Consider the following 14,605-nt stretch of genomic DNA (forward strand, 5'->3'; position numbering starts at 1 on the left):
TTCCCTATTTTTTATTCTAATTCAATTAATAAATCCCCAGTAGAAATTGCATCGCCCGCTTGCGCATACACTTCTTTTACAATTCCATCTTTTGGCGCTTGTACTGTTGTTTCCATTTTCATTGCCTCTGTAATTAATAAATAATCTCCACGTTTTACCGAACTTCCTTTTGAGACTACTACTTTTAATACAGTTCCTGGCATTGTAGCACCAATTTGGTCCGGATTTGATGGATCTGCTTTTAACGCAATACTTCCATCGACATCTACTGTTAAATCTTGGATCACCACTTCACGAGACTGTCCATTAAAATCAAAGTAAATGACACGTGTTCCATCATGCTGAGGTTCCCCAATAGACACTAGTTTAATGATTAATGTTTTTCCTTTTTCGATCTCCACTTCAATTTCTTCACCCAGTTTTAATCCATAAAGGAAAGTTGGTGTATCTAAAACCGAAATGTCGCCAAATGTATCTTTCGCTTGCATATACTCTTCAAATACTTTCGGATATAGTGCATAGGCAAGTACATCTTGTTTTGACACCGCGCGGCCAAATTTTTCTGTTAGTGTCGCTTCAAGCTGTTCAAAGTTTACTGGTTCTAATAATTCCCCAGGTCGAACAGTAATAGCTTCACGGTCTTTTAAAATCACCTTTTGCAGTTCTTGCGGGAAGCCACCTGGAATTTGACCTAAATAGCCTTGGAAAAGTTCAACGACAGAATCTGGGAAATCAAGCGCTTCTCCACGCGTAAAGATATTTTCCTCATTTAAGTCGTTTTGTACCATAAATAGCGCCATATCTCCAACGACTTTGGATGATGGTGTTACTTTGACAATATCGCCAAACAACATGTTCACTGTAGAATACATTTTCTTCACTTCATCCCAGCGATCGCCGAGACCCACTGCTTTTGCTTGTTGTTGTAAATTACTATATTGTCCCCCTGGCATTTCATGAACATAGATTTCTGAATGAGGGCTCTTCATACCACTTTCAAAATCACTGTAGAATTTACGTACATCTTCCCAGTAATAAGATAGATTTTCTAATGCATCGATATCTGCAATTAGTTCGCGTTTACTACCTTTCATTGCGTAGTATAAGGAATTGGCACTTGGTTGTGATGTTAAACCTGACATTGAGCCTAAAGCAGTATCAATAATATCTACCCCGGCTTCAATTGCTTTTGCATAAGTATAAATACCATTGCCACTTGTATCATGTGTATGCAGATGAATTGGTAGATTAGTAGATTCCTTTAACTCTGAAACTAAACGATAAGCTGCTTCAGGCTTTAATAGACCAGCCATATCTTTAATGGCTAAAATATGAGCACCCGTTGCTTCTAATTCTTTTGCCATATCTTTGTAATATTGGACTGTGTATTTTGCACGTGAATCATCTAAAATATCACCTGTATAACAGATTGCCGCTTCTGCAATTTTCCCTGTTTGGCGAACTTCGTCAATGGCCACTTCCATACCTTTAATCCAGTTAAGACTATCGAATATTCTGAAAACATCAATGCCAGTTTGAGCCGATTCTTGAATAAACTCTCGAATTAAATTGTCCGGATAGTTTGTATAACCAACCGCATTGGCACCACGTAAAAGCATCTGGAATAAAACGTTTGGCATTTGTTTACGTAATGTTTGTAATCGTGCCCATGGATCTTCTTTTAAGAAACGATACGCAACGTCGAATGTTGCCCCTCCCCATAACTCAAATGAGAAGAAGTTATTTAACATGCGTGCATTGTAATCGGCAATTTGGAACATATCTTGTGAACGGACACGAGTTGCTAGTAACGATTGGTGGGCATCACGGAAAGTTGTATCTGTTAGTAGCACATCCTGTTGTTGTTTCACCCATTCTACTAATCCATCAGCACCACGCGCGTCTAAGATTTGCTTTGTCCCTGCAGGAATTTCAGACTTTAGATCAATTTTCGGTTTATTCGGTTGCACTAATATTGGTTTTTCCTTTTTCTCGATGCTTGGGAAACCGTTTAACGTAACATTTCCAATATAGTTTAATAACTTTGTCCCTCTATCTTTTCGCACTGGGAATTCAAATAATTCCGGTGTTGTATCAATAAAGCTCGTATCAAATGCTCCTGTAATAAACTTTTCATGTAATACGACATTTTCTAAAAATGGAATATTCGTTTTAACACCACGAATACGGAATTCACGTAAGTTACGGTCCATTTTATCGGCCGCTTCACGGAATGTCATACCCCATGTTGAAATTTTTACAAGTAAAGAATCATAGTGAGGTGTAACAATTGCACCTTGGTAGCCATTTCCAGCATCTAAACGTACGCCAAAACCACCACTTGAACGGTAAACCATTAATTTTCCTGTATCCGGCATAAAGTTATTTGCAGGATCTTCCGTTGTCACACGAGATTGAATTGCATAGCCGAATAAAGGAATTTTACTTTGTTCTGGAATGCCAACTTCTCCTGAATGAATTTGATGACCTTCCGCAATTTTAATTTGCGCATGGACAATATCAATACCTGTAATCATTTCTGTAATTGTATGTTCTACCTGAATTCGAGGATTTACTTCGATAAAGTAAAACTCGTCATCGGCTACTAAAAACTCAACCGTACCAGCATTAATATAGTTCACGTTTTCCATTAATTGCACCGCTGCATCGCAAATACGGTTCCGTAAATCTTGTGAAATTGAATTCGATGGCGCAATTTCTACGACTTTTTGGTGTCTTCTTTGGATTGAACAATCACGCTCATAAAGGTGAACAATGTTGCCTGTTGTATCTCCTAAAATTTGCACTTCAATATGTTTTGGTTTAATGATTGCTTTTTCTACATATACCTCATCAGAACCAAAAGCAGCTTTTGCTTCTGATTTAGCTCGCTCAAAAGCAGATGCTAATTCTTCTTGTGAATGAACTAAACGCATTCCACGACCGCCACCACCAAGAGCAGCTTTAATCATTAATGGATAACCTACTTTTTCACCAAAAGCAGCTACCTCCTCAACAGTTGCTACAGGACCATCACTACCAGGAATAACTGGAATATTGGCAGCGATTGCTTGTTCTCTTGCTTTTACTTTGTCACCGAACATGTCTAAATGGGCTGAAGTTGGACCGACAAAGATGATGCCTTCTTCTTCACAACGTCTAGCAAACTCAACATTTTCAGATAGAAAACCGTAACCAGGGTGAATGGCATCTACCTCAGCATGCTTTGCAATATCAATAATCCCTTCTATATCTAAATAAGCATCAATTGGTTTCTTACCAACGCCCACAATGTATGCTTCATCCGCTTTGTAACGGTGGAATGATGCATTGTCCTCTCGTGAATAAATTGCAACTGTTTTTAGTTTCAATTCATTACAAGCACGGAAAATTCGAATTGCTATTTCTCCTCGGTTTGCTACTAAAATCTTTTCAATTTTTTTCAACTCAAAATCCTCCTAAGTCTTCTTTCTTTCAAGTTTTACATACATTGAAACATTGATTAGTATTCCCATTGCTAAAGAAAGCAATAATATAGATGTTCCGCCATAGCTAATGAATGGTAGCGTTACACCGGTTAACGGGATAAGTCCCGATAAGCCCCCTAGATTAATAAAAGTTTGAATAGCAATCCAACTTGCAATGCCTGCAGCAATCATTCGAGCAAGAGGATCTTTCGTTGTTAAAGCAATCATTAAGCCTCTAAAGACGATAAAACCGAGTCCGCCAAGTACAATGATAACCCCTAGAATACCTAGTTCTTCTGCAATAATGGCCATAATAAAGTCATTTTGTGGTTCTGGTAAATAGCCGAGCTTTTGAACAGATTGTCCTAATCCGACTCCCTCTAAGCCCCCTGAACCAATTGCGATATAACCATTAATAATTTGATAACTAGATCCACCCTCGTATTCAAAAGGATTTAAAAATGCCTTAATTCGACCAATTCGGTTTTTCGTTAATATCTCATTCCCATTTATTAATAAGATGAAACCAATTAAAGCTGAACCAAAAATTGTAATCACTGCAAAAAACTTTAAGAATTTCTTAAATTCAATTCCACTTGCTAATATTACGGCAACGGCAATTCCAGAAATAATTAACACGGCACCAAAATCTGTTTCCGTACCGACAAAGAAAATAATGGCTAACCAAACCAAAATTGGATAAACGATATTATTTGGTTCCAAATTTTCCATTGGGTTATTTAAACTTTTCCGATAAAAGGCACCGGCAAAATATAAAATAATAAATAGTTTAGCAAATTCAGAAGGTTGAAACATCGTTAGATTAAATACATTAATCCAACTTTTCGAACCACCTGCTTCATAGCCACCAATTTTTAACCAAATAAAAAATATAAATGTGGTGAATAATAAAATTTGCATTAATCTTTTGCTACTAAAATGTTTATAGGGGAAAAAAGCTCCTACAAGAAAAGCTAACGCAGCCACAAATAGATTAAGCAATTGTTTTCGATAAAAATAATCCGGTGTGCCATCTTCATAGACAATACTGACCATCATACTTGAGCTATAAATCATCACAAGACCGAATAAACATAAAAATACATACGTGAAAAAAAGCGGATAATCAAAATTTCTCACATAATAGGCCAAATATTTTCTCATTGTCAAAACTCCATCTTAGAAAAAAAACTCAAATCGCCAGACGCGTTTGAGTTTTTTATTATTTGTTTGTATATGCCTCGTGCAACAAAGAAAGTTCTTTTTCTAACGTATCAAGAATTTCTTTTCCACGCTCACGCTCAATTAAGCCTAACTTCACAGCAAAGTCTATTTCACGTGATAATCCAAACATTTGTGTATCTAATACCTCTTCATATAATGGACATGAAGGCATTGTTAAATGATTCATTTGAACTTTTATTAAATGACCAATTTTTTCGGCATCATTTAATAGTAATTCTAAAGCCTTTTCCTGGAAGGAAGCCTGACGTTTCGTATCCATGAGGACGCCCCCATCATTTGATATTTCTTCTATTCTATCTTTAAAGTTTATCTTCTAGCAGATAAAAATGCAAGTGTCTACATAGGAAAACAACGAAACTGATTATATTTCTTTATTAAATATAAGTAGAAGCGGTATACTGTACTTGATATAGAAATGAGGGGGACCATTCAATGGAAAATATTATACCAATTAAAGGAGCAGTTAAATATTCTATTACAATCGATCCTACTGTCTGGATTTTTGATGACAGAAGATTAGATTTAAACACATATTTTATTAATGGTAAGGAAGAAGAAGACCAAGACCTAGCGTATTTAAAAAATACTGGTTCACATTGGTCGAGAGAAATAATGGAGGGCGCTACATTCCCACCAACTTTAAAGACGGAACGAAAATTTGATCGTCAAGGAATGAAAACAGGTACGTTTGGTATGGAAATTAAACATTTCTTAAAAAATGCTGAACTAGATGAACAGGCTACTCGTGTCGTATTAGAGTTGAAAGACGGGAATGAACAAGCATTTTCAGTTGAAGAAGCAAATACGCTAATTTTTAAATATAGTCAAGATGGTAAACCCATTACAGATGGTGGACCTGTTCACGTGCTTTATGCTGATGGATCAAATGTAGATAATCCCATTAAAAACGTTGCAGCCATTCGTGTTGACTAGAAGGAAGTGTGTTTGAATGCGTGTTAAATGTGTCATTTGCGATTCAATCAACAACTTAGACGACGATTCTCCATTAGCAAAAAAATTACGAAATCGCCCAATCCATACGTACATGTGCGAACAATGCCATGATCGTGTAAAAGAAAATACAGAAAAACGTTTAGCAACAGGAAACTTTAGACTTTTTAGAACATCTTCACCCATTGATGAAGACTTCTAATAATAATTAAACCCCTTGAACCTTATTTAACGAGGTTCAAGGGGCTTTTTACTTTATCCATTTTTAATTAATTTCTTCTCCAGCAATTCTACAAGCTGATACATTATCGTTGCAAATACAGCAATGATTACTAACGACATCAACACTAAATTAAAGTTAAATACTTGGAAACCGTAAATAATTAAATATCCAAGCCCTTTGGAAGATACGAGAAACTCCCCGACGATTACCCCAACCCAGGATAAGCCAACATTCACTTTTAATGTTGAAATGATTGTAGGAAAAGATGCAGGTAACACAGCTTCTTTAAACATTTGGGCACGGCTAGCGTTAAAGGTTTGCAGCACTTTTAAATAATTGGCATCTACATTTCTAAACGATGTATAGATGACAATTGTTGATATAATAACTGAGATGATGGCACCCATAGTTATAATAGAACCCATTCCTGGTCCCATCGCTACAATTAATATTGGCCCGAGCGCAACTTTTGGCATGGCATTTAATATAACTAAATATGGATCCAGTACTTTCGATAAAAATGGTGACCACCACAGAACGGCCGCTAAAATTGTTCCAAGTAACGTTCCTATAATAAACCCTAATACTGTTTCAAATAGCGTATAGCTAATATGGACAAATAATGTACCATCTGCCACATTGTTAATAAACAATGTATATACCTTGGAAGGCGAACTAAAGATTAATGGGTCAATCCACCGTAGATTTGAAGCAATCTCCCACATTGCAAAGAAGGCTACGAGAATGAGTAATTGATAAAATTTTACCCACCTCTTTTCTTTTACGAGGGATTGAATAAATTGTTCATGTAATTTATTGTTGTTCAAGACTCTCAAGCTCCTTCCAAATAATTTGGAAAAGCGAAGAGTAACTTGAATGGCCTCTTGCTTCAAAAGGGGTTAACTTTCTAATTTCCTCTGGTACCTCGAAAGTTCGATATAACCGTCCAGGGCGCGGGGAAAATAGAAAAATACGATCGCTCATAGCAATAGCTTCTCCGATATCATGAGTCACGAGAATTGCCGTTTTCCCATATTCTTTTAACATTTTCGATACTAAATCTTCTAATTTCAGTTTCGATTGATAATCAAGCGCTGAAAATGGTTCATCTAATAGTAAAATTTTTGGATCCACCGCTAACGTCCGCGCAAGGGCTACCCTTTGCCTCATTCCACCTGATAACTCTCTTGGATATTTCTTTTCTATAGTAGGTAAACCCACATCATTTAACAATTTTGAGGCTAATAATTGATCCTCTTTTTCTTTATTTTGAAGCTTCAAACCAAGCGTGATGTTCTCCTCAATCGTTTTCCAAGGAAACAAATAGTCTTGTTGAAGCATATAACCAATTGAAAGGGAATCGTTTCCAAACACTTCTTGCCCTTCGATTTTTACAGAACCAACAGTCGGCTCAAATAAGCCAGCGATAATTGAAAGTAATGTTGTTTTCCCACAACCACTCGGCCCGATAAAGGATACAAATTCCCCTTTCTCAATAGAAAGATGGATATTAGAGAGCGCTTCTGTTACTGCTTTTTTTGAGAAATACGTATGGTGAACGTTGCTAACAGTTAAAAAGTCCATTTATTTCGAAACCTTCTCTGCAAACGTTGTATCAACTAATTCGTTATAATCCATACGTTTTGGTAATTCCCCTGCTTCATCCATAATGTCTTGTAGATTGTTCCATTCTGCTTCATCTAAAATTGGATCTTTTGCAAAAGATTCTTGTGAACGATAACGCTCTACTACTGTTGCAATTAATTCTAGGTCTGTATCTTCAAAGAATGGTGAAATCGCTTCTGCTACTTCTTCTGGCGATTTTTCATATACAAAGTCTTGTGCTTTATGAATCGCTCTTGTAAATTTTTCAATTACTTCTGGATTGTCACTCATGAAACTATCTTTTGCCATAAATACCGTATATGGTAAATGCCCAGATTCTGTTCCAAAGGATGCAATAATATGGCCGATTCCTTCTTTTTCAAAAATACTCGCTGTCGGTTCGAATAATTGAACATAATCACCTGTCCCTGAAGCAAAGGCATAAGGGTATAAAAAACACTACTATATACTGACTGGAGATGTTACGAAATGAAGTATAACCTACTTGTTCATTACGCATCTTCAACGAACACTGATTCTTAAAAATCTTTATGACGAAATATTGATGAATAAAGTAGATTTGTCGTGCATGGTGACAGATGAGGAATAAATTCCTTAAAGTTGTTTTAGCGGACTTGTAGATTGAAAAAGAGTGTATATTGTGGTACTTGTCACCGAAGAGCAAAAGCCAAAGCAATTTTGGTCGGCTCAGCTTTCTATATTGACACGGGGGAAACATTGGAAATAGGGTACGATACGTTTTGATTAGTATTATTAATGTATATTTAAACCAATTAACCTAAAAAGAGGAAAATGGGCTTCCCAAAAGTTTACTCAACTTATGAGAAGCATTAATTACAATTCATTATGTTAGCAAAGCACTTTTACCTTATATACAAGCCCACTCATAAGGATTTGACGGTTTTATTACATCATGCCGTCCGTAGGATGAAAGTGTGTAACATCTTTAACGGGGATTTACCGTTTTTTATAGTGTTGAGTTAACGTGACGTTAACATTAACAAAAGTCTAGTTAAAGATTTAGTAACAATACTTTTTTAAATTTAAATTCTTAAAATATAACTGCTTTCCTTGAGCAATTGCTTCCTGTAGCACTCTTTTCTTATTTCAATCCCTCAAGTTCAGCCATTTTCTGCTTTCTCAATTCGGATAATAAAATTGCCGAATCTTCTTTGACTAGTTCAGCCCAATCATAGATATTAATAGTATTCCAACCTGTTATTTTTTGTCCCCATTGATTAAATGTGAGAATTTCATTGTTGTATTTGACTTCTTTTTCTGAATGAACGATTGCTGCTGAATTAGGTTTACCTTTAATCTGCACTTTATCTTTTTCCTTAATTATTCCCCATTCCATTAACTTCCCCATTCTAGGTAATGTTTTTGGGCTACGTTGAGTACTTGATTTCTTATATGTCCCCGTAGATCTTTGTAGTTGTACATAATAATCTTCAATGTTATCTAAAGGGAGGATTCTTTTGATGTCAACTAATAACTGTTCCTCTTTCAAATATGGTGTAATTGTATAAAGAGTGATATCTACTCCTGCATTAATTAACCATGCAAATGCAGATAGAGCTTGTTTATCATAACTTGAAGCAAAAAGCATGATACGCTGTTTTTGGTTGAATGTTTCTACAGCGTTGTTGCTTTCTAAAAATGTGATTAATTGTTCAAGGGCATAGCTAGACTGTGTGTGGTGTTCTGGTATTTCCTTCGTATGAGTAGTTATATACTTTTCAAACATTAACTCTACTAATTCTTCTGGAGCTTTAATTGTAGCGCAACTAGCTGCATATCGAATGCTCTGAAATTCTAATGGTTCACTTCTTCTTGCCATATCTTCTGCATCCCGTTTAATTTCTATTAAAACTAATGAACCATTTTCATCAATTGCTACTAAATCATTTCTACCACGCTCTAAATTACGTACCTGCTGACCTACCATCAGTAACGTTTCATCTTCTAATATTTCACCTATATTTACACGAATAAATTCCTCGATTTGATTTTCTGTTATATTTAGTTCTGAAAATGATTTTTCTTCAAAAGATGTTTTAGAAGGTACTAAATTAGTTTCATTTAGTTCAATATTCATTAACATGCCAACACTCCTTAATTTTAGTAGATGGTAAACTAGACGTAAATAAGAATCAAATAAAGTACAAAAAATTTAATTAATCGATAAGATAAATAGTTTTAGCATACAAGCTTATATCCACTATCTTACAAAAGTTATATTTTTAAATTCTCCATTTGACCCTAATGGAAACATTTTCAAACCATCATATATAATAAAAGCATAATCTCCTAAGATATTTAGGTTTTCTATTCCCCCTCTACTACCAGTTTGTAAAAATTCTGCTTCACCTTTTGCATCTAATCGATATAAATTGTAATAGTAATCTATATATTCAGAACTTCCGTTTCTATGTCCATACGTAAAACCATATGCAAAATTATTTTTATACACGCAATCACCATAAAAACCTGCAAACTTTTCCGATGAATAGGTTTCAGGATTTACATCCATAGCCTTTCTTAAATCATTGGAGCAAATTTTATATTCCATCAAGGAGTTCCATTCTGTAATATAATACACTTGTTTTTCTAGGTTAAATTCAAAAACACGTCTATCTTTAGATACATTTTCATTTCCGTGAAATAATGAGTATGTTTTGTTATTATTCAAGTCTATAAATTTGGGACCAGTACCAGGAACATAAATTAATTTATCCTCTAAGGCGTAAATTCTACTTAAGTAATTATCATATTCATCTAATTTAATTTTGACTAATTGAACTAATGAAGATAATTCTATATCTTCCATTTCAAATTTGTATACTTTTGAATAATGCCCAAATTTACTAGATTGATTATGTGTAGAAAAATAAATAAATTTATCATATATAGAAAGTCCAACAATTTCATCTTTTAAACGGATAGTGTATGCATTAATTAGACATCCTTCAAAGTCTAAGTGAACTATGCTTCTATCATTTATAAAAAATAGACCGTGTTTATTAATATTTAATGAGTATTCACATATATCATTAAATTGAGAATTAAGTTTATAGGCTATGTTATCACCATAGGTCATACTCCAAATCGACTTTCCATAGACCATATAGATACGATCATTAAACTTCTGAATATATCTTGTCGCCATGCTAGTAATATCTGTTCCAACTAATCTCTCAACTTTTCCCTTCTTAATATCCCCTGTTGATTTTTTCTGCTTTTTTGATAAGCCACATTGCGAACAAAAGCGATCTGCTTTTTCCAAAATATTTCCACATTCGCATCTCTCATTTAAAATAACTTTTGTTCCACACTGATGACAAAATTTTGATTCTTCTTTCAATGTTTCTTGACAATTTGTACATTGCACCATAATCCCCTCCGATATCTTAAAATTCTGGTAATTCAACTTCTAAAATTTCTTTATCTGATTGATACACTAACGCTAAACCATATTCATTTTTCTTCATCACTGCATATATGGTTTCTAGTGTGGTTAAATAAGGTTGCATGTCTTGTGGCTAATCATTTGTTGGAACATCCAAATAATCCTCTAGATACTCATAACGCTCAACAGATCCCTCTCCATCATTTCTATACTCAATAGAATTAAATACTTTACTGTCATATTTAATTAAACAGGTACTATTAGGGAATTTACTTATTTTCCGGTTCTTTATCATAACTTGAGATTAATTTCCGCTCTGGCTAGACGCTTTCCTGAAGGCGCGACCACCGCTCCAATCAACGAGTCAGTAAACTTGTTTTGTCTTCCCCAACCCCTATTTAAAACCATTTATTTCCAATATTAATATTCTGTGTTATATTATTGATAAAAATGGAGGCGATTTAATGCAAGCAAGGCGATTTTGGGATTACTATGTTAATGTGACCAGTGGTTCGCATAATAAATACCGTGATAAATATTTTAAAGCTCTTTATCATGCTGGAGGTAATCAATATTCAGAAGCTAAATGGATAAAAGCGAATAAAAGTACCATATTTAAAAAAATGGAAATGTATATGTTAACAAATAAAGTTCCGGAAGATGTTACAAAGCATATGCTTAACCATTTAAATAAATGGTTAAGCAATATCTAAGTACTAAATACAATTTAATGAAATGTTAGATTTCAATCGTTAACGCTCACTGTAATATTAGTTTTTAGGGTGATTAGTTCGTTATCCTTATTGAAAGAATATCACATATGCTTGGGTACCATGTGTTCTCTTGCAAACCAACATACTAGTACATCACCCGTGTGAGATTATTTAAATGTATCTTCACATCGAGATACATGGTATAATCCTTAGTTGAACGTCATGAAATCCATACCATCTTAATCAAAATATATTGTGGAATGTATCTAAAAAAAACATCCACTAAAAAATAGAATTATATAGTTTGAACATATCAGAAACTGACAATACAAGTGTAGATAACATCTACATTCTTAAAACCCCTGATTTTTGAAAAACCTAAATCTACTTAAAAATATTTAGGTAATACCAACTAAGCCGTATATCTAAATGTATTGTAATAATATACGGCTTTTTATGGTACCACTGTGAAGTTGCACTTTTTATAATTCAGAATTACAGTGAAATATTTAAAAAGACTTCTATATTAATTTTTTGTTAACAAATAAATAAGATTGAAAAACTATCCAAAGTTAATTATAACGTCATTATCCTAATCATCATCGTCACTTGGAGATTGTAGTAAATTTATAAATTCTCTATAAGGCATGAGAACATGACAAATATACCTAAGTTTACCTTCTTCCTCCGCTTGAGTCGTTAGATTCCATAATATTCGACTCAGTTCTTCTGAATTATTTTCTAGTCCTTTAGATTGTTCTTTAAATTTTTTATAATATTCTATTTCCATAAAAGAAAATGTATATATATATTCTAACTTTTCTTTTTGATTTTTTTCGTTTATACGACAATCTATATATAAACTGTCTGAATCCTTGCTAAAGGTAATTAATGTATTATCCCCCCAACTTAAAGTCCTTTCAATCTCTTCTTTTACAAGTTTAAAGCTCGGATTTACTTCAAAAAATAGAAAGTCCAGAGAGTGCATCACCAATATAAACTTGTCATTAAGTGCTGATAACCAAAATTCAAGGATTTTCTCTATCCTATTGTATGCAAGTAACTTTTCTTCCTTTTTAGATACAACTGACAAAGCATTAACCAACCCCCTCAATTCTTTTACTTCATCATAACTAGTTATCTTAACCTCTTTACGTTCATCTACTATTACATCTTTAGCCTTTTTCTGGATACTTTTAAGTGTTTTTTTCTTTTTAGCTTTACCACATTGCGAACAAAAGTGATCTGTTTTTTCCAAGATATTCCCACATTCGCATCTCTCATTTAAAATAACTTTTGTTCCACACTGATGACAAAATTTTGATTCTTCTTTCAATGTTTCTTGACAATTTGTACATTGCACCATAACCCCTCCGATATCTTAAAATTCCAACAATTCAGTTTCTGAAATTTCTTTATCCGATTGATACACTAACGCTAAACCATATTCATTTTTCTTTATCACTGCATATTCTGTTCTAGATGTGCTGCTTAAATAAGATTGTAGATCTTGTGGCCATTCATTTGTTGGAACATCCAAATAATCCTCTAGATACTCATAACGCTCAACAGATCCACCTCCAGCATGACTATACTCAATAGAATTAAATGTTTTAATACCATATTCAACTAGATAGATATTATTAGTGTATTTAGTGATTTCCTGTATCTCGTGTATTAGAAGTGCCTGCATTGACCAACCATCTAGTCCACTAGCTACGTAATATATTCCATCTTCGTAATAAACGCTTTCATCACCAGTAGTACTAGAAAATCCCTTCTCATCAAATACCATATCGAAATATCTTTTAGTGAAATAATCAACTACCGTTTTTTCTTGAAATAAGTAGTAACTATCGCTATTATTTTCAAAATCAATATCTGGATAGTTAAATGGGATTTTTACAAAGGCACTTAGGCTTAACAAAAAGTCAGAATATGATTCTATATTGCGATTATCAAAATCCTCTAACCAATAGAAGTCAGATAGTATTTTTTGAATAGTTGATTTTTCTTCATCACTAACTTCTGTTGTAAATGCAACTTTACTCGGATCAATCGCTAATTTATTTACTACTTCCATTATTTTTGTTGTTGGCGAGGATAAATCTAATGCGAATGATTTAGAACCAAGACCACTATCTATAATCCTAATACTCCTATTTTTGAATGATTTTACTTTATCATCATATAAATTTTGTTCTACTGTCTGATCGTCAATAGAATAAACAATCTTGCTACTTTCTTCGTTCAAGTCCTCTGTTGTACTGAAGTCAATAATCTTTTCGAACTCATTATCTGTAAGTTGTTGAAATTCTTCATAAGTCATTGAAATGTTATCTTTCATGTATGTAGATGAATAATTTAAATAATATAATCCATCTAAACCTTGAGTAATCGCTACACTTAAATCGTCTACTAATCCACCTTGATAAAATAATTCATGATTTAATAAAACCAATTCCCCATCATCCTGCATGCCCCAAATTTCCTGATTGTATTCTTCAGCCGAACGATGGTTGTATTGCTCAGATTGTCCATCTTCAACTGGCATGAAAAGCGTATATAATTCAGGTTGTCCGTCTCCGCTGAAATCAATTAAATCTGCATAAACTAAACCACGAGTATTCGAAGTATCCCATGTATTAAATTCATGATTAGGTGCTACAACTCCCGAAGAATCAATTAAATCGGATAGAACCGACATATATTGAGTTTTCCATTCCATTTCGATTGCTTCTAGTTGTTCTTGAATACTTGTAATTTGTTGCTCCGTTTCTGCTAAAATTACTTTCGCTTCTGGTATAGATTCAAGTTCTGATTTTAACTTTTCTAAAGATGTTAATGCTTCTAATAGTTGGCCTTCCTTTACTAATTGCATTTGGCAATCAAAAAATGTAATAAATGGTCATTAATTTTGCGACCACTTGCCAACACTATTTTTACTTATTTTCGAATACTAGAATTACGG

General features: G+C 33.9%; 12 protein-coding genes and 1 pseudogene. 3 read left to right on the forward strand and 10 right to left on the reverse strand.

Annotated features, from left to right (window positions below):
- Positions 1–11: 11 nt before the first annotated feature.
- Genes pyc through EK386_RS03745 form a run of 3 tightly spaced genes read right to left on the reverse strand, consistent with a single transcriptional unit; the run spans position 12 to position 4,971 of the window.
- The gene (gene pyc / locus EK386_RS03735; protein ID WP_126657687.1) at positions 12–3,446 is read right to left on the reverse strand and encodes a pyruvate carboxylase; all 3,435 of its coding nucleotides are present in this window, start codon (positions 3,444–3,446) and stop codon (positions 12–14) included.
- Between the two features lie 12 nt (positions 3,447–3,458).
- Positions 3,459–4,631: an FtsW/RodA/SpoVE family cell cycle protein gene (locus EK386_RS03740; RefSeq protein WP_126657688.1), complete on the reverse strand. Its 1,173-nt coding sequence runs from the start codon at positions 4,629–4,631 to the stop codon at positions 3,459–3,461.
- A 58-nt stretch (positions 4,632–4,689) separates the two neighbouring features.
- Positions 4,690–4,971 carry an Fpa/YlaN family protein gene (locus EK386_RS03745; RefSeq protein WP_126657689.1) on the reverse strand — a complete coding sequence of 94 codons (282 nt, stop codon included), beginning with the start codon at positions 4,969–4,971 and terminating at the stop codon, positions 4,690–4,692.
- A gap of 173 nt (positions 4,972–5,144) precedes the next feature.
- Between EK386_RS03745 and EK386_RS03750 the strand changes: the two genes are divergently transcribed.
- Positions 5,145–5,645, forward strand: coding sequence for a peptidyl-prolyl cis-trans isomerase (locus EK386_RS03750; protein WP_126657690.1), 501 nt, complete (start codon positions 5,145–5,147; stop codon positions 5,643–5,645).
- Positions 5,646–5,661: 16 nt separating this feature from the next.
- On the forward strand, positions 5,662–5,865 hold the full coding sequence (locus EK386_RS03755) for a YlaI family protein (protein WP_126657691.1): 204 nt from the start codon (positions 5,662–5,664) through the stop codon (positions 5,863–5,865).
- Between the two features lie 53 nt (positions 5,866–5,918).
- Here EK386_RS03755 and EK386_RS03760 read toward each other — a convergent pair whose 3' ends face one another.
- The 5 genes and pseudogenes from EK386_RS03760 to EK386_RS03780 form a co-directional block, all read right to left on the reverse strand.
- A complete protein-coding gene (locus EK386_RS03760) occupies positions 5,919–6,713 on the reverse strand; it encodes an ABC transporter permease (protein ID WP_126657692.1) in 795 nt (264 codons plus the stop codon).
- Complete coding sequence (locus tag EK386_RS03765) at positions 6,700–7,470, reverse strand: ABC transporter ATP-binding protein (protein WP_126657693.1); 771 nt, start codon at positions 7,468–7,470, stop codon at positions 6,700–6,702. The genes EK386_RS03760 and EK386_RS03765 overlap by 14 nt, the downstream gene beginning before the upstream one ends.
- Positions 7,471–7,932 (reverse strand): annotated as a pseudogene (locus EK386_RS03770) (ABC transporter substrate-binding protein); the annotation flags it as partial.
- A gap of 682 nt (positions 7,933–8,614) precedes the next feature.
- On the reverse strand, positions 8,615–9,616 hold the full coding sequence (locus EK386_RS03775) for a PDDEXK family nuclease (RefSeq protein WP_126657695.1): 1,002 nt from the start codon (positions 9,614–9,616) through the stop codon (positions 8,615–8,617).
- 117 nt (positions 9,617–9,733) lie between these two features.
- A complete protein-coding gene (locus EK386_RS03780) occupies positions 9,734–10,906 on the reverse strand; it encodes a zinc ribbon domain-containing protein (RefSeq protein WP_126657696.1) in 1,173 nt (390 codons plus the stop codon).
- A 479-nt stretch (positions 10,907–11,385) separates the two neighbouring features.
- Here EK386_RS03780 and EK386_RS03785 point away from each other — a divergent pair, with 479 nt between their 5' ends.
- Positions 11,386–11,634, forward strand: coding sequence for a hypothetical protein (locus EK386_RS03785; RefSeq protein ID WP_126657697.1), 249 nt, complete (start codon positions 11,386–11,388; stop codon positions 11,632–11,634).
- A gap of 592 nt (positions 11,635–12,226) precedes the next feature.
- On the opposite strand, the gene EK386_RS03790 is transcribed toward EK386_RS03785, so the two are convergent.
- Both EK386_RS03790 and EK386_RS03795 read right to left on the reverse strand, forming a co-directional pair.
- On the reverse strand, positions 12,227–13,000 hold the full coding sequence (locus tag EK386_RS03790) for a zinc ribbon domain-containing protein (RefSeq protein WP_126657698.1): 774 nt from the start codon (positions 12,998–13,000) through the stop codon (positions 12,227–12,229).
- A 15-nt stretch (positions 13,001–13,015) separates the two neighbouring features.
- On the reverse strand, positions 13,016–14,515 hold the full coding sequence (locus tag EK386_RS03795) for a hypothetical protein (protein ID WP_126657699.1): 1,500 nt from the start codon (positions 14,513–14,515) through the stop codon (positions 13,016–13,018).
- Between the last annotated feature and the right edge of the window lie 90 nt (positions 14,516–14,605).

This window comes from Lysinibacillus antri, from assembly GCF_003977595.1.
GTDB classification, from domain to species: Bacteria; Bacillota; Bacilli; order Bacillales_A; family Planococcaceae; genus Ureibacillus; species Ureibacillus antri.